This is a genomic window from Bradyrhizobium sp. AZCC 1678 (assembly GCF_036924765.1).
GTDB classification, from domain to species: Bacteria; Pseudomonadota; Alphaproteobacteria; order Rhizobiales; family Xanthobacteraceae; genus Bradyrhizobium; species Bradyrhizobium algeriense.
This window is the reverse complement of record NZ_JAZHSE010000001.1, coordinates 1383161-1405439: the sequence shown is the minus strand read 5'-3', so window position 1 is coordinate 1405439 and position 22279 is coordinate 1383161. Positions and strand designations below refer to the sequence as shown.

The following is a 22279-nucleotide window of genomic DNA, read 5'->3' as shown; positions in this document are numbered from 1 at the left end:
GAAATTCGATTGCCGGCCAGGCCGGTGGATAAAGAGCCGCGCGGATGAAAATCGACCCGATCCACCAGTTCAATATCGAACCCCTCTTCACGATCGGCCATATCGGCAACCACACGATCGCCTTCACCAACTCGTCGCTCTACATGTTCCTCTCGGTAGCGGTGATCTCGCTATTGATGATCGGCGGCATGGCGGGACGGCAGCTGGTTCCGGGAAGGCTGCAGTCGATCGCCGAAATCTCCTACGAGTTCGTCGCCTCAACGATCCGCTCTACCGCCGGCTCGGAAGGCATGAAGTTCTTCCCGCTGATCTTCTCGCTGTTCATGTTCATCTGCATTTCGAACCTGATTGGCATCATCCCCTATACGTTCACGGTTTCGAGCCACATCATCGTCACCGCGGCGCTGGCCTTCCTGGTCTTCTTCACGGTCCTGATCTACGGGATCTACAAGAACGGCTTCAAGTTCTTCAAGATTTTCGTGCCTTCCGGCGTGCCGATCTACATCCTGCCGCTGGTCATGTTCATTGAAATCCTGTCGTTCTTCCTGCGGCCGGTCTCCCACAGCGTACGTCTGTTCGCCAACATGCTGGCCGGTCACATCGCGCTGAAGGTGTTCGCGGGCTTCGTCGCCATGCTCGGCGTCTCGCTCGGCGCGCTCGGCTGGGTCGGCGGCATGCTGCCGCTGGCGCTCACCGTGGCGCTGACCGCTCTCGAATTGCTGGTCGCATTCCTGCAGGCCTATGTGTTTGCGATCCTGACCTGCATCTACCTCAACGACGCCATTCATCCGGGACACTAAGCGGTCCGGGGAATTTCCACCCACACTTTGTCTTACCCTCTCAAGGAGCTCTAGAAATGGAACCGGCAGCAGCTAAACTTATCGGCGCGGGCATCGCATGCATCGGCATGGGCGGCGCGGGCGTCGGTGTGGGCATCATCTTCGGCAACTACCTCGCCGCAGCGGTGCGCAATCCTTCCGCAGCCCAGGGCCAGTTCGGCAACCTGATCTTCGGCTTCGCCGTGACCGAAGCGCTCGGCATCTTCTCGCTGCTGATCGCGCTGCTGCTGCTGTTCGTTCCGCTCTGAGCTGCACCCTATCGCGCCGCCCGGTCCGGGCGGCGCGCTGACAGCAACAGGAGAACTCCGTGGCTGAAAAGAGTCATGGTACCGGCGCCCACACCGGAGCAGACGGCGGACACGGCGGAGGATTTCCTCCGTTCGAGTCGAGCACGTTTGCTTCGCAGCTGGTGTCGCTCGTCATCGCATTCGTCGCGCTCTATGTGATCGTATCCCGCATCGCGCTGCCGCGCGTCGAAAGCGTGATCGACGCACGTCAGAACGCGATCGAGGGCGATCTGGCCGCGGCGCAGAAGCTGAAGGACGAGTCCGACGCTGCGCTGAAGGCGTATGAGACGGAACTCGCTTCGGCGCGTTCCCGCGCACAAGCCATTGGCAACGAGACCCGCGAGAAGCTGAACGCGGCCTCGGAAGCCGAACGCAAGAAGCTGGAAGACCAGCTGACCACCAGGCTTGCTGCCGCCGAGAAGCAGATCGCGGCGACCCGCGAGACCGCGATGAGCAATGTCCGCGGCATCGCCGCGGATGCTGCCGGCGCGATCGTGCAACGCCTCACCGGCGTGCTGCCCGACAAGAAGACGGTGAGCAAGGCCGTCGATGCTACGTTGAAGGGATAGACGGATGTTCACCGAACCGGAAACCTGGGTCGCGATCGCCTTCGTCATCCTGATGGCGCTGTTTGCCTATCTCGGCATCCACAAGACCGTGCTGACGGCGCTCGATCATCGCGCCCAGCGTATCAAGGCCGAACTCGACGACGCCCGCCGTCTCAAGGAGGAGGCCGCCAAGCTGCTCGGCGAGTACCAGACCCGGCGCGCCAGCGCCGAGCGCGAGGCCGAGGAAATCATCGCCAACGCCAAGTCCGAAGCCGAGCGCATCGCGGTCGAGGCCAAGGCCAAGATGGAAGACTTCGTCGCCCGCCGCACCAAGACCGCCGAGGGCAAGATCGCGCTCGCCGAAGCCCAGGCGCTGGCCGACGTCCGCGCCGCCGCCGCCAACGCCGCGGTCGAAGCCGCCTCGACCATCCTGTCGCAGTCGGTCAAGGGCTCGGTCGCCGACGAACTGCTAACCAAGGGCATTGCCGAGGTTCGCGCCAAGCTGAACTGAGCACTTTCGACCCATCCATCAAAAGCCGGCGCGAGACGATCGCGCCGGCTTTTTTATTGCTTCTTCTTTTTCGGCGCCGGGCGTTCGGGCTTCAGGGCCTGCGGGTCGAAGCCGATATAGAAGATGTAGCTGTCGCCGACGGCGCCGGGAGGCGCCGGATAAGCGAGATCTTCGGCCACCAGCGTAAACGGCTCGCTGCCGCCTTCCTTCATGGCGACGGTGGTCTGGTAGGCCTTGGTGGCGATGGTCTTCTCAGACACGCCGCCCTGCACCACCGCGACGCGAATCGGAACCTGGACCGACGACGGGGCGCCGGCGGGGCCGGCAATGACGCGGCCCTGAATGCCGATCCGCGCCGTGATCACGCCGCCATTGACGCTGCATTCGCGGGCCATTTTGGAGATCGTCACCTGAAAGCGCAGGTCGTTGCCGACCGGCTGCTTGCCGGGGGCCGCCACGGCGTAGGTGGCCGCGCCGGCCCTGACCGTGACCGGTGGACAGGTCAGATCGCCCGTGTCCTCGGGCACCGCCGCATTCGCGGCCGGCTCCTCGTCCGACTTGCCGCCGAACAGGCTCTTGAAACGATCGGTGATCGATTGCGCCGATGCCGGCGCCACCATCAGGCAGGTCAGCCCGCCCGCGACTGCGGCTGCCGCCATCACCCTGGCCAAACGATTGTTACCCATGCGACGTCCCTGAAATCCCATCGTCTCACGTCATTGTTCCCGGGCGGCGTTATAGCAGCCCAATGGCGGCGAACCCAAGGCACCCAAAAGGCTTGGAAATCAACGGTTCAGCCGCGGAAATCCTCATGCAGCAGGCCGAACAGCAGATGGTCCTGCCAGACGCCATTGATGCAGAGATAGCGCCGCGCCAGCCCCTCGCGGGTGAAGCCGCATTTCTCCAGCACCCGGATCGAGGGCGTATTGGAGGGAATGCAGGCGGCCTCGATGCGGTGCAGATTGAGCTCGCCGAACAGCGTCGGCAGCAGCACCCGCAGCGCCGCGGTCATGTAGCCGCGACCGGCATGGGGCTCGCCGACCCAATAGCCGATGGTGCCGGCCTGCACGATGCCGCGGCGAACATTGGCGAGCGTGATGCCGCCGATCATGGCCCCGTCAGACTGGCGGAAGATGATGAACGGATAGGAGCGGTCGGCGGCGATATCTTCGGCGTAGCGGCGCAGCCTTCGGCGAAAGCCGGCGCGGGTCAGATCGTCCGACGGCCAGATCGGCTCCCACGGCGTGAGGTAGGCGCGGCTTTGCTCGCGCAATTGCGCCCATTGCAGGAAATCCGCCATTTGCGGCGCGCGCAGCAGGAGGCCGTGGCCGCGCGGCACGAGCGCGGCCGGTCCGCTGGTTGGCAAACGAAACAGGGCCATGCCCGTTACTCCCCGCCCTCTAACTATCGGAGCATGATCCTTGCGGAATCCGGAACCCACTTTGCGCTAATGCGGCCCTCGGGTCCGGGATCATGCTCTAATGCAGCAGCGTCTTCGCCTTCGACCTGGTCAATCCTTCCGCAAAAGATACCGCCGTGTCCAGCCCCCTGCCGCTGCCAAGTGCCACGACCGCCGGCCGGCTGCGGGACAGCAGCGCATGCGCGGCGTTGCGGGTCGATTCAACGCTGACCGCATCGATTCTGGCGACCAGCTCTTCCACCGTCTGCGGCCGTCCATAGGCCAGCACATGCCGCGCCAGCTGTTCGGCCCGGGACGAGCAGCTTTCCAGCGCCATCAGAAGCCCTGCCTTCATCTGCGCCTTGGCGCGGGCGATCTCGGCTTCGGTCAGGGTTTCCACCGCATCATTGATGACGTCGACGATCACTTCCATCATCTCCGGCGCGTCGCCTGGGTCGGTGCCGGTATAGAGGCCGAAAAAGCCGGTGTCGGAATAGGGCGCGTGGAAGGTGTAGATCGAGTAGCACAGGCCGCGCTTTTCGCGCACTTCCTGGAACAGCCGCGACGACATTCCGCCGCCGAGCGTATTGGTGAACACCTGCAGCGAGAACAGCGATAGATCCGTCTGCGGCACGCCTTCGAGCGCCAGCGTCAGATGCGCCTGTTCGAGGTCACGATGCACCACCCGCGAGCCGCCCTTGCCGAACATCGCAGGCACCGGCTTCGGCGCGGACGTGGCGTCGAAGCTGGCAAATTTTTGCGCCGCTTCCTCCACCACGCGCTTGTGGTCGACCGCGCCCGCGGCCGCCACCACCATGTCGGGGCCGCGGTAGTGCGTCGAGAGATAGCCGCGCAGCATGTCGCGATCGAATTTCTTCAGGGTCTTGGCGGTACCCAGCAGCGAACGGCCCATCGGCTGGTCCGGAAAGCAGAGTTCGTTGAGGTGCTCGAACACGACGTCGTCAGGGGTATCCTGCGCCGCGCCGATTTCCTGCACGATGACGCTCTTCTCGCGCTCGAGTTCATCGGGCACGAAGGATGGATTGGCGAGGATGTCGGAGAGCACGTCGAGCGCGAGCGGCACGTCGGCCTTCATCACCCGCGCATAATAGGCAGTGGTTTCGGTCGAAGTGCCGGCGTTGAGATCGCCGCCGACCGCCTCGATTTCTTCCACGATCTCCCGCGACGAGCGCCTGGTCGTGCCCTTGAAGGCCATGTGTTCCAGAAGGTGCGAGATGCCATGCTCGTTCGGCTTCTCGTCACGGCCGCCGACGCCGGCCCAGACGCCGAGCGCCGCTGTTTCCAGATGCGGCATGGTATCGGTAACGACGGTCAGGCCGGACGGCAACTTGGTTACGTCAACGCTCATCCGGCAACTCCCTGCTTCGCGGCACGGCTCACCGAGCGCACGAATCGCTCCACTTCAGCTGAATCGTTTTTCATCACCGTGATGTGCTCGGATTTGGTCATGAGACCGTCGAGCCACGCCGGCAATTGCGGCCGCACGCCGCAGGCGGCTTCCACCGCATCGGGAAACTTGGCCGGATGCGCGGTCGACAGCACGATGTTGGGTATCCCTAAATCCGAGGTATCGCGGTCGGCCACCGCCAGCGCGACCGCGGTATGGGGATCGACGAGGTCGCCGGCCTCGCGCCAGGCGGCGCGGATCGCGGCCGCCGTCTCGGTCTCGTCGGCGCGGCCGGCATCGAACTCCTCGCGGATCGCGGCCAGCATGGCGTCCGGCAGCACGAAACGTCCGGACTGTTTCAGCGAGCCCATCAGCCGGCGAACGCTGTCGGCGTCGCGGCGGCTCGCCTCGAACAGCAGCCGCTCGAAATTCGAGGAGATCTGGATGTCCATCGAGGGCGAAGCCGAGGCGTGAACCTCGCGCACCTCATAGATGCCGGTCTTGAGCGTGCGCGGCAGGATGTCGTTGATGTTGGAGGCGATGCGCAGCCAGCGGACCGGCAGGCCCATCTTCTTGGCGACATAGCCTGCAAAGATGTCGCCGAAATTGCCCGTCGGCACGGTGAAATCCACCGTGCGCGCGGGCGCGCCGAGGGCGACAGCGGAAGTGAAATAATACACGACCTGGGCCACGATCCGCGCCCAGTTGATCGAGTTGACGCCGGACAGCGAGACCGCGTCGCGAAAGCCGTGATGGTTGAACATCGCCTTCACGATTGCCTGGCAATCGTCAAAAGTGCCTTCGATCGCGAGCGCATGCACGTTCGACGCGCCTGTCGTCGTCATCATCCGCCGCTGCACGTCGGAGATGCGCCCGTTCGGGAACAGCACGACCAGATCGACATTGTCGAGACCCGCAAACGCATCGACGGCGGCGCCGCCGGTATCGCCTGAAGTCGCGACCACGATGGTGGTGCGCTGGTTGCGCTTGGCCAGCACGTGATCCATCAGCCGCGAGATCAACTGCATCGCGACGTCCTTGAACGCCAACGTCGGGCCGTGGAACAGCTCCAGCACGAATTGATTGGGCCCGACCTGGTTCAGCGGCACGACGGCCGGATGGCGGAACGTGGCGTAGGCTTCATTCGCCATGCGCCCAAGGTCGGCGTCGGAGATTTCACCCGCGACAAACGGCCGGATCACGTCGACCGCGACTTCCCAGTAAGGCCGGCCGAAAAATCCTGCGATGGTCTCGTGCGAGAGCTGCGGCCAGACCTCGGGCACATAGAGGCCGCCGTCGCGGGCGAGCCCGGTCAGCATCACATCGCAGAAACCCAGGACGGGGCCCTCCCCCCGCGTCGAAATATAGCGCGTCAAACCACCCTCCAAAGGCGCAAGCCCTATGCCAAGCCTTTGATATTGACCATGTATTTTGTCGCGCCAAGCGCGAAGCGAGCGGCACCATAAAGCGTTTTGGGGCGAAGGGGAAATGCCATGGGAGAGAAAAGATGAGGGGTGGGGTCTCGCCAAGCAACCGCTGTCGTCCCTGCGAACCGCAGGGACCCATACGCCGCGGCGGAAATTATTGGGTGCGCTGGTCGACAGTCTTCTTCAACAACGCAAGCCGGTGGTTATGGGTCCCTGCGCCCGTGCGCAATTGCGCACTAGGCAGGGACGACGATGGACCGTCATTCCGGGGCGACACGGGCCCCGCGCGTGCTCAGCTACTCATATCGAAGCGCATCAACCGGATCGAGCCGCGCCGCGCGCCACGATGGATAGAGTGTCGCGAGGAATGACAGCGTCAGCGCCATGATCACAACGGCGGCGGTCTCGCCAACATCGATCTCCGCCGGCAGCTTCGACAGAAAGTAGAGTTTTGGCGGAAACAATTCGGTGTTGGTGAGCCAGGACAGGAATTGCCGGATCGATTCGATATTCAGGCAAATCAGCATGCCGACGAGAAAACCGGTCAGCGTGCCGGCAACGCCGATTGCGGCGCCCGCGATCAGGAACACCCGCATGATCGATCCTCGCGAGGCGCCCACGGTGCGCAGAATGGCGATATCGCTGCCCTTGTCTTTTACGAGCATGATCAGGCCCGAAACGATGTTCAGCGCGGCGACCAGCACGATCAAGGTCAGGATCAGAAACATGACGTTGCGCTCGACCTGAAGTGCCGCGAAAAAGGCCGAGGTACGCCGTCGCCAGTCGACAAGAAACACCGGCCGCCCGGCGGCGTCGGCCACCGGCCGTCGGAAGCCGTCGACCTTGTCGGGGCTGGCTTCGATGAAAATTTCGATCGCGCTCACGTCATCGGCGCGATTGAAATAGGCCTGCGCCTCGGCGAGCGGCAGAAAAACCATCACGGAATCATATTCCGACATGTCGATGCTGAACACCGCCGCGACCTTGTAAGGCTTGATACGAGGCGCAATGGCCTTCGACGTCACAGCTCCGCCGGGTGCTACCAGGGTGATGTTGTCGCCGGCACGCAGCGACAAGTGATCGGCAAGCCTGCGTCCGATGGCGACCCCTTGTCCCTGCTCAAATGCATCCAGCGAACCCTGCTGGATGTTGCTGGCGATCGAGGCGAGCTTGTTGAGATCATCAGGGCGAATACCGCGAACGAGTACGCCAGAGGCATTGTGCGCCGATGATGCCAGCGCCGGACCGTCCACCACCGGAGCGGCAAGCCGAATGCCTGGAACCTGGCTGATGCGCTCAGTGACGTCCTGCCAATCCGTCAGCGGCTGTTCGATTGGCTGCACCACGAGATGACCGTTCATGCCGACGATCTTGTCGATCAGTTCCTTGCGAAAGCCATTCATGACGGCCATCACGATAATCAGCGTCGCAACGCCGAGCATGATGCCGAGGAACGAGAAACCGGCAATAACGGAAATGAAGCCTTCCTTGCGACGCGCCCGCAAGTAGCGCCCTGACACCAGCCATTCGAACGCCGCGAACGGCAGGGGGCGCGGGGATTTTTCCATGGCCCCACTCTAGCGAGTTTTTGGTACGATTCGAGCGCTCGCTTCGATGAACAATCTTCATCCACTGCCATATTCCCGTCATTTCGGATCGGGCGCAGCGAACACGCGGGCGTAGAATTGAGCCAATGGCGACAATGATCGACCGCGCTGCGGCCGGCATGAAGCACGACGTCGACGGTGGCGTCCATTTACGGTCTCAGAACAATCGCGCCGGCCGACCTTCCGTGTTCGAGAATATGACATCTTCGGCATCGAAGGAAACCGAGCCTAGGATGTCGCCTGTTGGGCACAAAGCCGACATGGCCGCCGGCGCTGCCGATGTCCGCTTCCAGGAGCAAGGCGGACTTGGCGCTGCCGCCATTGCTAGGCTGGCGTATCAAATTGCGATCACGCCGATCGCCGGAATATTCTTTTTTGCACGCATCAAGCGCTAACCGGCAGGCAACCCCGGCGACCCGGCGGCATCTCTGACGATCGGAGTTCACCGCGCGCCGGTCGCTGTGGGTTTTTACTGCACCTCGCGCTCGAAAATTTCCTCGGGTACCGCCGCGAGTTCCTGCCCGCGCGGGGACTGATCGTAAGAAATGTCCACATCGGAAAGCCCCGTGTCCGTCGAGGCGTTTTTTGGCCGCCCGTCGCGTTGCGCAGCGGTCTGTTCGCAGCCGATGCAACCCGGGCAGCGGCGTTTGGTGCTTGATATATCAAACACTCGACTAATCCGTAAAAACGACCACGCATGTTCACCGCCGTTCCGCTTCCGTTCCCGAGAAGCGTTGCGCCAGGCAATTCTTGCTTGCGCGCCCCGACGAGATACATGCCCTTGGCTGCGGTACAGGGGGCTGGATTGAGCCAACGCGGTTTTCTCGCCGGAGCGCGCACACAAGAGAGCTCCTCTGGTTTGCGATCTTATGAAAACTGAAGCGTTCGGAAAGCCAGCAGTCTGGATGTACCGATTTTGGTGGTAGCGGTTGGCCGCTGTCAGAACCGATCCGGTTCAGGTTCGTGGCTAGGGAGCAATCCCGATCCCGATGCCGATCCCGATAATCGCCAGCGATATGACGATCACCAGCACGTCAATCGTCAGCCATGTGGGTATGCGCTTTGCAGGTTGGGTCATAGCGTGTGCCCTCCGCAGCCACGTTATGTACCGGAAGAGCGCAAGTGGCTGTGAACGAGTTCACATGTTTGAACAACCGCGGCCAGCATCACCGCCCTGGCACTTACCGGACATCTTGAGCCTAACCGCCGACGTCCGTTTACACGGGTGAACCGAACATGCCGGGCCTATGGCGCAATCTCGGCCAATGACATTTCGGTGCGATGCGGAATTTGATCGCGATCGGGGCAGAGCGGACATCCCATCAAACCGCACCGATCAAACCCGCGAGACAACCGCGTTCGATCAAGCCCGGTATTGTTCGTCACTCACCTTCTCCATCCAGTCGACGGCCTTGCCGTCGAGCCGCTCCTGGATCGCGATGTGCGTCATGGCCGTCGTCGGCGTCGCGCCATGCCAGTGCTTTTCGCCCGGCGGAAACCAGACGACGTCGCCCGGGTGAATTTCCTCGACGCGCCCGCCCCAGACCTGCACCCAGCCGCGGCCGGAGGTGACGATCAGGGTCTGGCCCAGGGGATGGGTATGCCATGCCGTCCGCGCGCCGGGCTCGAAGGTGACGCTGGCGCCGGCGACGCGCGCGGGATCGGGAGCCTGCATCAGCGGATCGACGCGCACATTGCCCGTGAAGTATTCCGCGGGCCCTTTGCCTGACGGCCGTGAACCGCTTCGCTTGATTTCCATCGTTCCATTCCTTGCCTTGGCCGGGACAGCCAGCGTGGTGCCTGCCGCCAGCACCGCAAGGCCAGTGGTGGCGAGCAGGCGTCTTCGCGTGATCATGATGCTTTCTCTAGAGGCGCTTGCGTCGAGCTTCGGGATACGCGCGGCCGCGCGCGTTTCAGCGCTCAACCCACGTCCGGCATTTGTTCCAGGAGCTTGTCGAGCGTGATCGGATAATCGCGGACGCGCACGCCCGTCGCGTTGTAAACCGCGTTGGCAACGGCTGCCGCCACGCCGCAGATGCCGAGCTCCGCGACGCCCTTGGCCTTCATCGGCGACGACATCGGATCGGTCTCGTCGAGGAAGAACATGTCCTGATGCGGGATGTCGGAATGAACAGGCACTTCGTAGCCCGCGAGATCGTGGTTGACGAAGAAGCCGGCGCGCTTGTCGACCACGAGTTCTTCCATCAGTGCTGCGCCGACGCCCATGGTCATCGCCCCGATCACCTGGCTGCGGGCCGTCTTCGGATTGAGGATGCGTCCGGCGGCGCACACCGCGAGCATCCGCCGCACGCGGATCTCGGCGGTCGCGGCATCGACGCCGACTTCAACGAAATGCGCGCCGAAAGTCGATTGCTGGTACTTCTTGGCGATATCGCCGTACTCGATTTCGTCTTCGGCCGTGATGCCGCCATCGGCCGCGGCCTGCGCCAGCGGCACGCTGCGATTACCCGCGCGCACCTCGCCATCGGCGAATTCCGCCTCGGCGGAGTTGAAGCCGAGTTTCTGCGCGACCGCCTCGCGCAGCTTGACACAGGCGGCATAGACGCCGGCGGTGGAGTTGTTGCCGCCCCATTGCCCGCCGGAGCCGGCCGACACCGGGAAGACCGAGTCGCCGAGGCGTACCTTCACCTTCTCGAGCGGCACGCCCATCATCTCGGCCGCGGTCTGCGCGACGATGGTGTAGCTGCCGGTGCCGATGTCGGTCATGTCGGTCTCGACGGTGACGACACCTTTGTTGTCGAGCCGGACACGCGCCGCTGATTTCGTCAGCAGATTGTTGCGAAACGCCGCGGCGGCGCCGATGCCGACCAGCCAGCGTCCATCGCGGACCCTGCCCGGCTGCGGGTTACGCCTGCTCCAGCCGAAGCGCTCGGCGCCGGTACGCAGGCACTCGACGAGCTGACGCTGCGAGAACGGCCGCTCCGGCTTTTCCGGATCGACCTGGGTATCGTTGACGATCCGAAACTCGATCGGATCCATGCCGAGCTTCTCGGCCATTTCGTCGACGGCGATTTCCAGCGCCATCATGCCCGTCGCCTCGCCCGGCGCGCGCATGGCATTGCCTTCGGCCAGATCGAGTGTCGCGAGCCGCGTGGCGGTCATGCGGTGTGCGCCGGCATAGAGCAGCCGCGTCTGGCTGACCGCGCCATCCGCCTTGCCGCCCGGCAGGTCGCCCGACCAGCTTTCATGACCGATCGCCGTGATCTTGCCGTCCCGCGTCGCGCCGATGCGGATGCGCTGGATCGTTGCGGGCCGATGCGTGGTGTTGTTGAACATCAGGGGACGCTGCAGCGCCACTTTCACCGGCCGCTTGGCGGCACGCGCGCCCAGCGCGGCCAGCAGAGCATCGGCGCGCGGGAACAGCTTGCCGCCAAAACCGCCGCCGATGAACGGCGAGTCGAGGCGAACGTTCTCCGCCTGCATGCCCAGGATCTTGGCCATCTCGGCCTTGTTCCAGGCGATCATCTGGTTGGAGGTCCATAGCGTGAGCTTGTCACCCTCCCATGCGGCGATCGTCGCGTGCGGCTCCATCATCGCGTGCGCTTCATCGGGCGTTGAGTAGCGCGCATCGAGCCGGACCGGCGCAGCCGCAAACGCAGCGGCGAAGTCGCCGACCGCCGTATCGCCGGGACCGTTGGTGATCGGATTTGGTTTTGCCTTGTCCAGCAACGAAGCGAGATCGAACGCGCCCTGCTCCCTGACGTAATCGACGCGGATGAGCTGCGCCGCGGCGCGTGCCTGCTCAAAGGTCTCCGCCACGACCACGGCGATGGCCTGGTGATAGTGCTGGATCTCGGGGCCGCCGAGCAGTTTTGCGGTGTTGAGCCTGCCCTTGTCGAGTTTGCCGGCATTGTCGGCCGTGACGATCGCGAGCACGCCGGGCGCGGCCTTGGCCTTGCCGAGGTCGATGCCGGCGATCCGTCCTTTCGCGATCGCCGAGCCGACCACGTAGCCATAGGCCGGATTCGAAACGACGTCGTGCCGCTCGTAGGCATAGGGCGCCGTGCCGGTGGTCTTGAGCGGGCCATCGATGCGGCTGAAGGATTGGCCGACGACCTTCATCTGGTCAATCGGATTGGTCGTGGCGGGGGTATCGAATTTCATGGCTCAACCCTTCGCTTCGGTCAGCACCGCGCCGAGCGTGCGCTCGGCCAGCGACAGCTTGAATGCGTTCTCGCGCGTCGGCTTCGCATCGGCGAGCAATCGCGCGACGACGGCCCTGGCGCCGCGCGGCATCTGGGCCTCCGCCGCCTCGATGCGCCACGGCTTGTGCGCGACGCCGCCAAGCGCAATGCGCCCGGTGCCGTCGCGCTGCACGATCGCGGCGACCGAGACCAGCGCGAAGGCGTAAGAGGCGCGATCGCGCACCTTGCGATAGACCTGCCTGCCGCCGACGGGCTTTGGCAGCGTCACGGTGGTAATCAGTTCGCCCGGCTGCAGTGTGGTTTCGATATGCGGCGTGTCGCCGGGCAGGCGGTGGAATTCGGCGATCGGGATCGTTCGCGTCGCGCCGTCCGGCCGCACGGTTTCGATCGTCGCATCGAGCGCGCGCATCGCCACCGCCATGTCGCTCGGATGGGTGGCGATGCAGGCTTCGCTGGCGCCCACCACGGCATGCTGGCGGCTGAACCCGCCGATCGCCGCGCAGCCGCTGCCGGGGCGGCGCTTGTTGCAGGGCTGGTTGGTGTCATAGAAGTAAGGACAGCGCGTCCGCTGCAGCAGATTGCCCGCGGTCGTCGCCCTGTTGCGCAACTGGCCTGAGGCACCCGCCAGCAGCGCACGCGACAATACGCCATAGTCGCGCCGCACGCGGCTATCCGCAGCAAGATCGGTATTGCGCACCAGCGCGCCGATCCGCAATCCGCCCTCCGCCGTCGGCTCGATCTTGTCGAGCGCAAGGCCGTTGACGTCGATCAGATGCGCCGGCGTCTCGATCTCGAGTTTCATCAGATCGAGCAGATTGGTGCCGCCGGCAATGAATTTGGCGTCCGGTTGGCGCATAGCGGAGGCTGCAGCCTCAGCGGGGTTGCGGGCGCGCTCGTAGGTGAATGATCTCATGCGGGCCTCCCGGCCACTTCTGATATCGCCTCGGCGATGTTGGAATAGGCGCCGCAGCGGCAGATGTTGCCGCTCATGCGCTCGCGGAGTTCGGCATTGGTCGGTTGTGCCGGCGCGTTCAGGTCGGCGCTGACATGGCTCGGAATGCCGGCCTTGATTTCGTCGAGCACGGCGACCGCCGAGCAGATCTGCCCCGGCGTGCAATAGCCGCATTGATAGCCGTCATGTTTTACGAATGCGGCCTGCATCGGGTGAAGGTTTTCAGGCGTACCCAGCCCCTCGATTGTCTTGATCTCGTCGCCCTCATGCATGACCGCGAGCGTCAGGCAGGAATTGATCCGCCGTCCGCCAACGATGACCGTGCAGGCGCCACACTGGCCGTGATCGCAGCCCTTCTTGGTCCCGGTGAGATGCAAATGTTCGCGCAGCGCATCGAGCAGCGTGGTTCGCGTGTCGAGCGCGATTTCGCGCGGCCTGCCATTCACGCTGAAGGAAACTTTCGACATCGAAACAGCCTCGGCGGCGGCCCGCGCAGGAGCCGCAGGCGTTTGCGCCTTGGCCATCGGGGACGCCGCGCTAAAAGCCACCGATGCGGCGGTTCCCAGCAACAGTTTCCGCCGCGATAGATCGAAGTCGCTCGGACCTTGCATGTCGTGTTCCCATTCTGCTGTCGTTTTCTGCTCGTTCTGACGATGTGCGGCGCGACCGGCGTCCGCCTCAAGCATCCGTAACGGCGCCGCGTTTCGGCTGTTCCTCGCCGGCGTTCACGTTTGAAAGAGCTGTCGTGGAGGACCGCACTCGCCGGCCTTTAACAAGCTAACGGCTGCACTGGGTTTCGATTAGATGGTACAATCAGCTTATACTCATGAGATGGATTCATGAATGGCGCGGCAGAACATCAATGATCTCCTGGCCTTCCTGGTGGTCGCGCGGGAGCGAAGCTTCACGCGGGCAGCGGCGCAGCTCGATGTTTCGCAGTCCGCGCTCTCTCATACGATCCGCGGGCTGGAGGAGCGGCTCGGCCTGCGGTTGTTGACCCGCACCACCCGCAGCGTCGCACCAACGGAGGCCGGCGAGCGGCTGCTGCGGACGGTGGCGCCGAAGCTGGAAGAGATCGACGCCGAGCTTTCCGCGCTGACCGAGCTTCGCGACAAGCCGGCCGGCACCATCCGCATCACCGCCGCCGAACATTCGGCCGTCACGATCCTCTCGCCTGCTTTGGCAAAACTGCTGCCGCGATATCCCGACATCAAGGTGGAGGTGAGCGTCGACTACGGTTTCACCGACATCGTCGCGGAGCGTTACGACGCCGGTGTTCGCCTCGGCGAGCAGGTGGCAAAGGACATGATCGCGGTGCGCATCGGGCCGGATTTCCGCATGGCGGTGGTCGGCACATCAGGCTATTTCGCTCTTCACCCCAAGCCCGCCAGGCCCCAGGACCTCGTGGCCCATAGCTGCATCAATATCCGATTGCCGACCTATGGCGGGATCTACGCCTGGGAGTTCGAGAAGCGCGGACGCGCCCTGAGAGTCCGGGTCGACGGCCAGCTGGTGTTCAACAACTTGGCGCTACGGATGAACGCGGTGCTGGCCGGGCTCGGGCTCGCCTATCTGCCGGAGGATCAGGTGCAGGCGCACCTTGCCGACGGCCGCCTGATCCGCGTGCTGGCCGACTGGTGCGCGCCGTTTCCAGGCTATCACCTCTATTACCCGAGCCGCCGCCAGCTCACCCCGGCCTTTGCCGTGCTGGTCGCGGCGCTGCGTTACCGGGGCTGACACCATCTTCCCTTTTTTCCCGACGATAAGCTCGGCTCTCCGGCCGCCGACGGCATACGCCTAGCCGGTCGGGGACCCGTCCAGTCTCTTGAGATATTTGAGACCCTCGACCGCCAAAAACTCCGTCTCGTTGTCGCCCGCCTCCCAGCGCTTGCGAATAAAATGCCTCAATTTGCCTCGCCGCGCGTCATTCTCATCGATGCCGCGGTTGATCAGGAGGTAGACACCCCACGCCCGTGCGCAGGCGATCTCCACGATATCCGGGTCAGCCATTCACCACTCCTGCACCGCTCCTGCCATCGACCAGCGAGGCGCATGCTGCCAAGTTTTCCCGCCAATTGCCATAACAATGCCTGAGAACGGAAGGACACTGGATGAGACGTGTCGGCCTGATTGGTCTTGCGCTGCTGGCAATGACCGTATCCGCTTCCGCCCGGCTGGGCATCGCCCCCTTGGCCACGCAGGACAGCGGAGTGATTGAGGTCAAGCATGGGCGCGGCCACGGACACATGCACCGGGGACGCGGACACCATTACGGGTGGCATAGGGGCCGCGGTCATCACAAGCATCGCCATTACCGCTAAGCCTTCGCTGGATTCGCCTTCGTCCATCCCATTGCCCGGGCAAACGCGAAGTGCAGCGACGCGAACGGGTCGCGCCCACGTGGCGCGGCCGATTCAGCGGTCACCGAACGGCAGACAGCGCTCAGCCGAGCCCCATCTCCACCGCGATCCGGATCAAGTCCGAATGATTCTTGGCGCCGAGCTTCTGCTTGAGCAGCGAGGTGGTGTTGGCCACCGTCTTGTAGGAAATCTCCAGCGCGTCGGCGACTTCGACGATCTTGTCGCCGCGGCCGAGCAGCCGCAGGATTTCCAGTTCGCGCGCGGTCATTTGCGACGCCGGATTGGCCTTGATCGAAGCGCCAGAAAACGTCACCGCTTCCGCCAGTTGCGGTGAAATGAAATTGTCTCCCGCGGCCACCTTGCGGACGGCCCTCACCAGCATCCGGGGGTCGTCACCCTTCGAGACATAGCCCTGCGCGCCCATCTCGATGGCGCGAACCACAAACGCCGGATCGTCGTTCATGCTGAACATGATGATCCGCGCGTCCGGATCGTCCTTGCGGATGCGGCGCATCAGTTCGAAACCCGACACATCCGGAAGCTTGATATCGATCACGGTGACGTCAGGCCGCTTCGCCATGTAGGCGCGATGCCCGGACTTGGCGTCGGTGGCCTCGTCGATCTTCACGGAATTGTCAGACGCAAACAGCAACCGGCAACCCGACAGGACCACCGGGTGGTCGTCGACGATCAGGACCTTCGTTGCCGATCTGGTAGAATTCTGCATCATCTATCCCCTTTAAGATTAAATAGGCGGTTGGCGATATTTGAAAAGAGAAATCTTGGGTTGCGGGAGTTATATTAGTCGAAATGTGGAACAGGCTTTCTCTTCGAACGCGGTTGTTGCTGCTGCTCGGCCTGATGTTCGTGGCCGCTCTGTTGGCCGGGGGCGTTTCGCTCCGGATCTTCGCCACGGCGCAACTTATGGAGGAAACCGAACCGGCTGCTCGCTCGGCCAGGGCGGTCGCGGCTGCGCTCAACGACGCGCTTCGGACCTCCAGCAATCCGCAAGCGACGCTCGAAGCGTTCGTGCAACCGCTGGGTGCCTCCGCAACAATCCGGTTTCGGCGCCTCGGGACTGACCTCGATGTTAATGCTGCCGAGGTGCAGACCCCCTTGGGGACGGTGCCTGACTGGTTCGTCCGCCTCCTCGCCCTACCCGAATTCAAAGCCACCTTCCCGGTGACGATCGAGGGAAGGCAGGTCGGCGACATCGTATTTGTGCCCGACATGACCGCCGACATCTACGAGAAGTGGATCGGATTTCTGGCGATCGTCTGCTCCGGAATTACTTTGATGCTGTTGACGTGGGCCATTGCCCATTTCGCCGCGCGTTCCGCATTGCGACCGCTGCAAAGTCTGGGCGACGGCCTGACCCGAATGCGATCGGGTGATTACGAGCAGCCGATTGCTCCCGCCGGCCCGCCCGAGATCCGCAAGAGCGCGCAGGAAGCCAACGAACTCGCCCGCACCCTCAATCGCCTCAGCCAGGATAACCGCAGCCTGCTGCGCCGGATCGTGTCGCTGCAGGACGATGAGCGGCAGGATATGGCGCGCGAGCTTCATGACGAACTCGGGCCGCTGTTGTTCGGGATCCGCGCCAACACGGTGGCGCTTTTGGAATCCATCCCGTCCGGCCAGGCGAAGTTGAGGCGCGCCGCCGAGGGCATTGTGCAGTCGGTCGAAACATTGCAGCAGGCGAACCGCCGCATACTCGACCGGCTGCGGCCGCTCTACATCCAGGAGCTCGGCCTGGAGAGGAGCATCCAGACGCTGCTGCAGAACGTGAAGGCACAGGCGCCGGATCTCAAAGTGACGTCGCAGATCGACACGACGCTGAACGAGGTCGACGGCTTGCTATCACAGACAATCTATCGCGTGATCCAGGAGGCGGTGACAAACGTGCTTCGTCATGCCAGGGCGAACGCGATGCATGTCGCGGCTGACATCCACGACCGCGAGGTGATCGTGGAAGTATCCGACGACGGCATCGGCTTTCCGGCGGACCGGATGTTCGGCCGGGGATTGACGGGAATGCTGGAGCGCGTTCGGGCGCTGAGCGGGACGCTTGAACTGCTGCGCGAAGAGGGACGCACCTGCGTGCGTTGCCGGCTTCCGGCAGGAGATTCCGCCGCCCATGCGCGAGGCGAGAAACAGGCTAACGGTCAGCCAACCTGATCGGCAACGCTGGCAACTTCCTGATGCAACGCCTGTCCCGTGGGAGCGCAAGCGGCCCGCTGGATCTTGGCGTCGCGCGAAAAGGTGAACGCGATACGGACCGGCTCGCCTTCATGGCTCAGATAATCGAGCACGACGCCCTCGGCGGTCGGCGTGATTTCCTCCAGCCCGAATGCGGTGGGTGCGAGCGCATCGAGGCGCGGCCGCCAATAGGATTCGAGTTCGGCGCGGCCTTCGCTGACCTTGCCCCCGCCGCACTGGCATTCGAGCCTCGCGTCGTCGGCATAGAGGTCAAGCAACGCCGCCAGGTCGCGCTTCCGGCACGCATCGAGCCAGTCGACCACCAGAGCTATCTGATCGAAATCATCCGCCAAATCCGCGATCCCATCCACGTCGCTATTCCTGGTCCCAAGTGCTGACGCGGGTGATGGAGTATGGCGATCGTCGTGAATGGACATTGAACGGCCTCTTGTCGTGTACGCACCGTGGAACTCAAACGATTGTGAGGAACAAACGTTCCGACAAGCTAGTCCGGTTGAATACGGGGAGGAACTCAGGCGCGGCGCTGGGCGCGCCACCAGACGCCGAAGGCGATGATGACTGCAAACGCCAGTGTGAACCAGGTGATGGCGTATTGCAGGTGATCGTCCTTGAGACGCACGGAGAGCGGGCCGGGTTTTGGAATGCCGCTCTCGGGCACGGGCGTTTCCAGATCGACATAAAACGGCGCGACGGCCTTGCCGCCCTCCACCCAGCCCAGCACGCGGGACATAGCGAGATGATCGCGGGTGAACCAGAGCCGTTTTGCCGCGCTCTCCGGCGGCGTCAGCGCGCCGGCGCTTTCGGGAAAACGGATGTAGCCGCTGAGCTGCACCGGGTCACCGGTGATGAGCCGTCTTACGGCGCGATCCTGCTGGGCGCGGTCCTGCATCGTGTTCTGCACGAAGCCGGTGTTGACCACGATGGTGTTGCCACCGGCGAGCTGCGCCGGCAGGAAGGCCCAGGTGCCGGGGCCGGAGACGTCGTCACGGACCGCGGATCCCGCGCTGTAGACCATCGCATCCGGCAACGGCGCGTAGGTGGCGGTGAAGCTGACACGGCGGAATTCGTCTCTGGCCGGCGTCAGCGCATTCCATTGCGACGACGCCGGCAGCGCCTCGGGCGCGGCGGCGAGCCGCTCGTTCAGCAAGGCGATCAGCGCGTGCTTTTCGACCCGGCGCTGCAATTGCCAAATCCCGAGGCCCGTAAAGGCCATCACCATCAGCAGCGTGAAGATGGCAAAACCGGTAACCGCCGGCCGCCGCGACGAGGGCCCGGTCATTTCGGCTCGCGGTCGATCAGCCGGCCGGGCGCCGCCTTGTGATGGAACTGCAGCGCGATCAACAACGACTTCATCGAGCGCAGCGGCAACAGCGTGGTAGCTATGATCAGCGGCAGCCACAGCGCCGCATGCAGCCAGAACGGCGGCTGATACTTGATTTCAACGATCAGGGCCGCGGTGACGACGATGGCGCCCGCCAGCATGATGATGAAGATCGCAGGCCCATCGCCGGCATCGATGAAGGCGTAGTCGAGCCCGCACGCTTCGCAATTCGGGCGCAGGTCGAGGAAGCCCGCATAGAGCTTGCCCTTGCCGCAACGCGGGCAGCGGCAGGCGATGCCGCGGAGTGCGCTCTGGGTGACGGTGATTGCCGCGTTATCTGTCATGGCTTCATTTTGCAAAGAAAAAGGGGGCGGCCTTTCCGACCGCCCCCCTTGTAGCACGTCAAGCCTGTATCAGTGCCCGGCCACCGGCCCCGCACCGCGGAACCAGACGTAGATGCAGATGAACAGGAACAGCCACACCACGTCGACGAAGTGCCAGTACCAGGCGGCGAACTCGAAGCCGAGATGCTGCTTCGACGTGAAGTGGCCGGCATAGGCGCGCAACAGGCAGACCAGCAGGAACACGGTGCCGACCAGCACGTGGAAACCGTGGAAGCCGGTCGCCATGAAGAAGGTCGCGCCGTAGATGTTGCCGGAGAAGTGGAAGGTGGCGTGGGCGTATTCATAGGCCTGCACGCAGGTGAAGGCGACGCCGAGCAGCACGGTGAGGATCAGGCCGTATTTCAGGCCCTGACGGTCGTCCTCGAGCAGCGCGTGATGCGCCCAGGTGACGGTCGTGCCCGAGGTCAGCAGCAAGAGCGTGTTGAGCAGCGGCAGATGCCAGGGGTCGAAGGTCTCGATGCCCTTCGGCGGCCAGGTGCCCGGCACGCTGCAGGCGCCCATCGCCGTTCCCGGACCGCAGCCGAACACCGCATCGCGGGTGGCGTGGACCGCGTCGGCGGGGAACAGCGCGGAATTGAAGAAGGCCCAGAACCAGGCGACGAAGAACATCACCTCGGAGGCGATGAACAGGATCATGCCGTAGCGGTGGCTGATCTGCACCACGCGGGTGTGGTCGCCCTTGTACTGGGCTTCGCGGATCACATCGCCCCACCAGCTCGCCATGGTGTAGAGCACGCCGATGGTGCCGACGCCGAAGATGATCGGCGCCGCGGCGAACATGTGATGCATCCAGGTGATCGCACCCACCGCCATGATGAAGGCCGAGATCGAGCCTACGACCGGCCACGGGCTCGGATCGACGAGGTGGTAGTCGTGGTGCTTCGCGTGCGCCGTAGCCATTGCGGTCTCTCCGTTGGATGTGCCGTTCCCTTCGGCACATATTCGTCTCAAATTTCAAATCCGAAATCCCGTTAGATACGGGATTCCTGGTTCACAAGTTTCCCGTCACAGGCTTCCTTTGCGCCTGTCGCCTTCGCCGGCCGCGACCGGCTTCGGCGCCGGATCGCGCACGGGATAGAAGGTGTAGGATAGCGTGATCGTTTTCAGGGTGTCGTTCTCGCTGTCTTTCGCAAGCTGCGGATCGACGTAGAACACGACTGGCATCTCGCGCTTCTCGCCCGGGCCCATGGTCTGTTCGGTGAAGCAGAAGCAGTTGATCTTCTGGAAATAGGCGCCGACCGTCAGCGGCGCGACGTTGTAGGCCGCAACGCCGGTGGTGGGACGCGCGGCCTGGTTGGTCACGGTATAGAACACGGTGACGACCTCGCCGATCCGGACCTCGATCTCGTTCTGCTCGGGCTCGAATTTCCAGGGCAGGCCGGGGCCGACATTGGCATCGAACCGCACCGCGATCTTGCGCTGAAGCGGCGCGTCTGATGGCGCCGAGGTCGCGACCTGGGTGGTACCGTTGAAGCCAGTGGCGCGGCAGAACCAGTTGTAGAAGGGCACGGCGGCATAGGACGCGCCGACCATGAACACCACCACGAAGCCGCAGATCGAGGCGACCGCCGCATCGCGCGTGAGCGTACGGCGCGAAGCGGTCTTGCCGCTCCCCGTCACTCCCTCGCGCATCTGCGGTTTGTTTTCCATCTCAACTACATTCAAATATTAACATTCAAAGATCACATGGGCCGGACGAGAACGGCCGGCCCCTTGACCATGGTGACCGCGAAAAACAGCACGACGAGGACGCCGAGTGCGAGCGCAATCGCGATCGAGCGCTGGCGGCGGCTTCTTTTCTGCGCCTCGGTGAGGACGATTCCATCTGGCTTTCGATTGTCGTCCATGCGCCCCCTACCCGAACAAAGGGACGACGGCGCGGACGACCACTTCGAGCAGCAGGGTCGCAAACAGCGCAAACAGATACAGGATCGAGAACGCAAACAGCCGGCGCGTGGCGCGCAGCGCTTCCCTGCCCTCGCGGCGGCGATAGACCGCGATGGCCAGCCACATCATGCCGGAACCGAGCACCAGCGAGGTGACGCCGTAGACCGCATCGAAATAGCCGAGCGGCCAGGGCGCGGCCGCGATCGCGACCAGCACGATGGTATAGAGCAGGATCTGCAGCCGCGTCGCATCGGGTCCGGCGACCACGGGCAGCATCGGAACGCCGGCGCGGGCATAGTCGTCCGAACGAAACAGCGCCAGCGCCCAGAAATGCGGCGGGGTCCAGAAGAAGATGATCAGGAACAGGAGCAGCGGCTCGATCGACAGCGAGCCGGTGGCCGCGGCCCAGGCCACGACAGGCGGCAGCGCGCCCGCGGCGCCGCCGATCACGATGTTCTGCGCGGTCCAGCGCTTCAGCCACATGGTGTAGACCACCACATAGAAGAAGATCGTGAACGCCAGCAGCGCACCGGCCAGCAAGTTGACGAGGATGCCGAGCGTCAGCACCGAGAAGAACGCCAGGATCAGGCCGAACGCCATCGCCTCGCCCTGCGTGATGCGTCCGCGCGGGATCGGGCGGTTGGCGGTGCGCGACATCAATGCGTCGATGTCGCCCTCATAGGCCATGTTCATCGCGCCCGAAGCGCCGGCCCCGACCGCGATGCAGAGGATCGCGGTGAACGCCAGCACGGGGTGCACATGGCCGGGCGCGATCACGAGGCCGACCAGCGCGGTGAAGATCACGAGCGACATCACCCGCGGCTTCAACAGCGCGATGTAATCACCGACCTCCGCCTCGGAAATCCGGGGCAGAGCATCGATGGCGTTGTGATCGACTACCGACAAGATCTATCTCGCTTCACTCAAGCCGCGGCGCGCAACG

At 63.8% G+C, this 22279-nt stretch carries 25 protein-coding genes; 7 read left to right on the top strand and 18 right to left on the bottom strand.

Annotated features, from left to right (window positions below):
• Nucleotides 1-44: 44 nt before the first annotated feature.
• Genes V1294_RS06650 through V1294_RS06635 form a run of 4 tightly spaced genes read left to right on the top strand, consistent with a single transcriptional unit; the run spans nucleotide 45 to nucleotide 2185 of the window.
• Nucleotides 45-800, top strand: a complete 756-nt coding sequence (locus tag V1294_RS06650; RefSeq protein WP_334495925.1) for a F0F1 ATP synthase subunit A — start codon at nucleotides 45-47, stop codon at nucleotides 798-800.
• A 56-nt stretch (nucleotides 801-856) separates the two neighbouring features.
• Complete coding sequence (locus V1294_RS06645) at nucleotides 857-1087, top strand: F0F1 ATP synthase subunit C (protein WP_016847054.1); 231 nt, start codon at nucleotides 857-859, stop codon at nucleotides 1085-1087.
• A gap of 59 nt (nucleotides 1088-1146) precedes the next feature.
• Nucleotides 1147-1695: a F0F1 ATP synthase subunit B family protein gene (locus tag V1294_RS06640; protein WP_108514455.1), complete on the top strand. Its 549-nt coding sequence runs from the start codon at nucleotides 1147-1149 to the stop codon at nucleotides 1693-1695.
• A gap of 4 nt (nucleotides 1696-1699) precedes the next feature.
• A complete protein-coding gene (locus V1294_RS06635; RefSeq protein ID WP_334495923.1) occupies nucleotides 1700-2185 on the top strand; it encodes a F0F1 ATP synthase subunit B family protein in 486 nt (161 codons plus the stop codon).
• Between the two features lie 53 nt (nucleotides 2186-2238).
• On the opposite strand, the gene V1294_RS06630 is transcribed toward V1294_RS06635, so the two are convergent.
• From V1294_RS06630 to V1294_RS06610, 5 genes are all read right to left on the bottom strand, one after another.
• Nucleotides 2239-2844 carry a hypothetical protein gene (locus tag V1294_RS06630; protein ID WP_334504533.1) on the bottom strand — a complete coding sequence of 202 codons (606 nt, stop codon included), beginning with the start codon at nucleotides 2842-2844 and terminating at the stop codon, nucleotides 2239-2241.
• A 134-nt stretch (nucleotides 2845-2978) separates the two neighbouring features.
• Nucleotides 2979-3566 (bottom strand): GNAT family N-acetyltransferase, encoded by a 588-nt coding sequence (locus V1294_RS06625; RefSeq protein WP_334489357.1) that lies wholly within the window; start codon nucleotides 3564-3566, stop codon nucleotides 2979-2981.
• A gap of 97 nt (nucleotides 3567-3663) precedes the next feature.
• Nucleotides 3664-4953 (bottom strand): M16 family metallopeptidase, encoded by a 1290-nt coding sequence (locus V1294_RS06620; protein ID WP_334495921.1) that lies wholly within the window; start codon nucleotides 4951-4953, stop codon nucleotides 3664-3666.
• Nucleotides 4950-6368 carry a threonine synthase gene (gene thrC / locus V1294_RS06615; protein WP_334495919.1) on the bottom strand — a complete coding sequence of 473 codons (1419 nt, stop codon included), beginning with the start codon at nucleotides 6366-6368 and terminating at the stop codon, nucleotides 4950-4952. The genes V1294_RS06620 and thrC overlap by 4 nt, the downstream gene beginning before the upstream one ends.
• Nucleotides 6369-6715: 347 nt before the next feature.
• A complete protein-coding gene (locus tag V1294_RS06610) occupies nucleotides 6716-7987 on the bottom strand; it encodes a lipoprotein-releasing ABC transporter permease subunit (RefSeq protein ID WP_334495917.1) in 1272 nt (423 codons plus the stop codon).
• 134 nt (nucleotides 7988-8121) lie between these two features.
• Here V1294_RS06610 and V1294_RS06605 point away from each other — a divergent pair, with 134 nt between their 5' ends.
• Nucleotides 8122-8421, top strand: coding sequence for a hypothetical protein (locus V1294_RS06605; protein ID WP_334495915.1), 300 nt, complete (start codon nucleotides 8122-8124; stop codon nucleotides 8419-8421).
• A 968-nt stretch (nucleotides 8422-9389) separates the two neighbouring features.
• Here the strand turns inward: V1294_RS06605 and V1294_RS06600 are convergent.
• The 4 genes from V1294_RS06600 to paoA form a co-directional block, all read right to left on the bottom strand.
• The gene (locus V1294_RS06600; RefSeq protein WP_334504531.1) at nucleotides 9390-9785 is read right to left on the bottom strand and encodes a (R)-mandelonitrile lyase; all 396 of its coding nucleotides are present in this window, start codon (nucleotides 9783-9785) and stop codon (nucleotides 9390-9392) included.
• 161 nt (nucleotides 9786-9946) lie between these two features.
• A complete protein-coding gene (gene paoC, locus V1294_RS06595; RefSeq protein WP_334495914.1) occupies nucleotides 9947-12151 on the bottom strand; it encodes an aldehyde oxidoreductase molybdenum-binding subunit PaoC in 2205 nt (734 codons plus the stop codon).
• 3 nt (nucleotides 12152-12154) lie between these two features.
• On the bottom strand, nucleotides 12155-13105 hold the full coding sequence (locus V1294_RS06590) for an FAD binding domain-containing protein (RefSeq protein ID WP_334495912.1): 951 nt from the start codon (nucleotides 13103-13105) through the stop codon (nucleotides 12155-12157).
• Nucleotides 13102-13755 carry an aldehyde dehydrogenase iron-sulfur subunit PaoA gene (gene paoA, locus V1294_RS06585; RefSeq protein WP_334489342.1) on the bottom strand — a complete coding sequence of 218 codons (654 nt, stop codon included), beginning with the start codon at nucleotides 13753-13755 and terminating at the stop codon, nucleotides 13102-13104. The genes V1294_RS06590 and paoA overlap by 4 nt, the downstream gene beginning before the upstream one ends.
• A 232-nt stretch (nucleotides 13756-13987) precedes the next feature.
• Between paoA and V1294_RS06580 the strand changes: the two genes are divergently transcribed.
• Nucleotides 13988-14881 carry a LysR family transcriptional regulator gene (locus tag V1294_RS06580; protein ID WP_334495911.1) on the top strand — a complete coding sequence of 298 codons (894 nt, stop codon included), beginning with the start codon at nucleotides 13988-13990 and terminating at the stop codon, nucleotides 14879-14881.
• Between the two features lie 60 nt (nucleotides 14882-14941).
• Here V1294_RS06580 and V1294_RS06575 read toward each other — a convergent pair whose 3' ends face one another.
• Together V1294_RS06575 and V1294_RS06570 are read right to left on the bottom strand one after the other, a co-directional pair.
• Complete coding sequence (locus V1294_RS06575) at nucleotides 14942-15154, bottom strand: hypothetical protein (protein WP_334489340.1); 213 nt, start codon at nucleotides 15152-15154, stop codon at nucleotides 14942-14944.
• 432 nt (nucleotides 15155-15586) lie between these two features.
• Entirely contained in the window at nucleotides 15587-16231 is a 645-nt protein-coding gene (locus V1294_RS06570; protein ID WP_334489339.1) for a response regulator transcription factor, read from the bottom strand.
• Between the two features lie 113 nt (nucleotides 16232-16344).
• On the opposite strand from V1294_RS06570, the gene V1294_RS06565 reads away from it, so the two are divergent.
• Nucleotides 16345-17682 (top strand): histidine kinase, encoded by a 1338-nt coding sequence (locus V1294_RS06565; RefSeq protein WP_334489338.1) that lies wholly within the window; start codon nucleotides 16345-16347, stop codon nucleotides 17680-17682.
• Here the strand turns inward: V1294_RS06565 and V1294_RS06560 are convergent.
• The 7 genes from V1294_RS06560 to V1294_RS06530 all read right to left on the bottom strand — a co-directional run bounded on the left by V1294_RS06560 (nucleotide 17670) and on the right by V1294_RS06530 (nucleotide 22242).
• Entirely contained in the window at nucleotides 17670-18074 is a 405-nt protein-coding gene (locus tag V1294_RS06560) for a nuclear transport factor 2 family protein (RefSeq protein ID WP_334489336.1), read from the bottom strand. The genes V1294_RS06565 and V1294_RS06560 overlap by 13 nt on opposite strands.
• A 161-nt stretch (nucleotides 18075-18235) precedes the next feature.
• Complete coding sequence (locus tag V1294_RS06555; RefSeq protein WP_334495910.1) at nucleotides 18236-19003, bottom strand: SURF1 family protein; 768 nt, start codon at nucleotides 19001-19003, stop codon at nucleotides 18236-18238.
• Nucleotides 19000-19389, bottom strand: a complete 390-nt coding sequence (locus tag V1294_RS06550) for a DUF983 domain-containing protein (RefSeq protein WP_334495909.1) — start codon at nucleotides 19387-19389, stop codon at nucleotides 19000-19002. Before V1294_RS06550 ends, V1294_RS06555 begins: the two co-directional genes overlap by 4 nt.
• Before the next feature lie 69 nt (nucleotides 19390-19458).
• Nucleotides 19459-20349 (bottom strand): cytochrome c oxidase subunit 3, encoded by an 891-nt coding sequence (locus tag V1294_RS06545; RefSeq protein WP_334489331.1) that lies wholly within the window; start codon nucleotides 20347-20349, stop codon nucleotides 19459-19461.
• Between the two features lie 105 nt (nucleotides 20350-20454).
• Nucleotides 20455-21081 carry a cytochrome c oxidase assembly protein gene (locus V1294_RS06540; protein ID WP_417021307.1) on the bottom strand — a complete coding sequence of 209 codons (627 nt, stop codon included), beginning with the start codon at nucleotides 21079-21081 and terminating at the stop codon, nucleotides 20455-20457.
• 50 nt (nucleotides 21082-21131) lie between these two features.
• The gene (locus V1294_RS06535) at nucleotides 21132-21296 is read right to left on the bottom strand and encodes a CoxF protein (RefSeq protein WP_108522215.1); all 165 of its coding nucleotides are present in this window, start codon (nucleotides 21294-21296) and stop codon (nucleotides 21132-21134) included.
• Between the two features lie 7 nt (nucleotides 21297-21303).
• Nucleotides 21304-22242, bottom strand: coding sequence for a heme o synthase (locus V1294_RS06530; RefSeq protein ID WP_334489327.1), 939 nt, complete (start codon nucleotides 22240-22242; stop codon nucleotides 21304-21306).
• Nucleotides 22243-22279: the final 37 nt, after the last annotated feature.

Excerpts from the sequence above, each read along its gene's own strand:
- V1294_RS06650 (WP_334495925.1), top strand. The coding sequence starts at position 45 with ATGAAAATCGACCCGATCCACCAGTTCAATATCGAACCCCTCTTCACG.
- V1294_RS06645 (WP_016847054.1), top strand. The coding sequence starts at position 857 with ATGGAACCGGCAGCAGCTAAACTTATCGGCGCGGGCATCGCATGCATC.
- V1294_RS06635 (WP_334495923.1), top strand. The coding sequence starts at position 1,700 with ATGTTCACCGAACCGGAAACCTGGGTCGCGATCGCCTTCGTCATCCTG.
- V1294_RS06630 (WP_334504533.1), bottom strand. The coding sequence starts at position 2,844 with ATGGCGGCAGCCGCAGTCGCGGGCGGGCTGACCTGCCTGATGGTGGCG.
- V1294_RS06625 (WP_334489357.1), bottom strand. The coding sequence starts at position 3,566 with ATGGCCCTGTTTCGTTTGCCAACCAGCGGACCGGCCGCGCTCGTGCCG.
- V1294_RS06620 (WP_334495921.1), bottom strand. The coding sequence starts at position 4,953 with ATGAGCGTTGACGTAACCAAGTTGCCGTCCGGCCTGACCGTCGTTACC.
- V1294_RS06610 (WP_334495917.1), bottom strand. The coding sequence starts at position 7,987 with ATGGAAAAATCCCCGCGCCCCCTGCCGTTCGCGGCGTTCGAATGGCTG.
- V1294_RS06605 (WP_334495915.1), top strand. The coding sequence starts at position 8,122 with ATGATCGACCGCGCTGCGGCCGGCATGAAGCACGACGTCGACGGTGGC.
- V1294_RS06600 (WP_334504531.1), bottom strand. The coding sequence starts at position 9,785 with ATGGAAATCAAGCGAAGCGGTTCACGGCCGTCAGGCAAAGGGCCCGCG.
- paoC (WP_334495914.1), bottom strand. The coding sequence starts at position 12,151 with ATGAAATTCGATACCCCCGCCACGACCAATCCGATTGACCAGATGAAG.
- V1294_RS06590 (WP_334495912.1), bottom strand. The coding sequence starts at position 13,105 with ATGAGATCATTCACCTACGAGCGCGCCCGCAACCCCGCTGAGGCTGCA.
- paoA (WP_334489342.1), bottom strand. The coding sequence starts at position 13,755 with ATGCAAGGTCCGAGCGACTTCGATCTATCGCGGCGGAAACTGTTGCTG.
- V1294_RS06580 (WP_334495911.1), top strand. The coding sequence starts at position 13,988 with ATGGCGCGGCAGAACATCAATGATCTCCTGGCCTTCCTGGTGGTCGCG.
- V1294_RS06575 (WP_334489340.1), bottom strand. The coding sequence starts at position 15,154 with ATGGCTGACCCGGATATCGTGGAGATCGCCTGCGCACGGGCGTGGGGT.
- V1294_RS06570 (WP_334489339.1), bottom strand. The coding sequence starts at position 16,231 with ATGCAGAATTCTACCAGATCGGCAACGAAGGTCCTGATCGTCGACGAC.
- V1294_RS06555 (WP_334495910.1), bottom strand. The coding sequence starts at position 19,003 with ATGACCGGGCCCTCGTCGCGGCGGCCGGCGGTTACCGGTTTTGCCATC.
- V1294_RS06550 (WP_334495909.1), bottom strand. The coding sequence starts at position 19,389 with ATGACAGATAACGCGGCAATCACCGTCACCCAGAGCGCACTCCGCGGC.
- V1294_RS06545 (WP_334489331.1), bottom strand. The coding sequence starts at position 20,349 with ATGGCTACGGCGCACGCGAAGCACCACGACTACCACCTCGTCGATCCG.
- V1294_RS06540 (WP_417021307.1), bottom strand. The coding sequence starts at position 21,081 with ATGCGCGAGGGAGTGACGGGGAGCGGCAAGACCGCTTCGCGCCGTACG.
- V1294_RS06535 (WP_108522215.1), bottom strand. The coding sequence starts at position 21,296 with ATGGACGACAATCGAAAGCCAGATGGAATCGTCCTCACCGAGGCGCAG.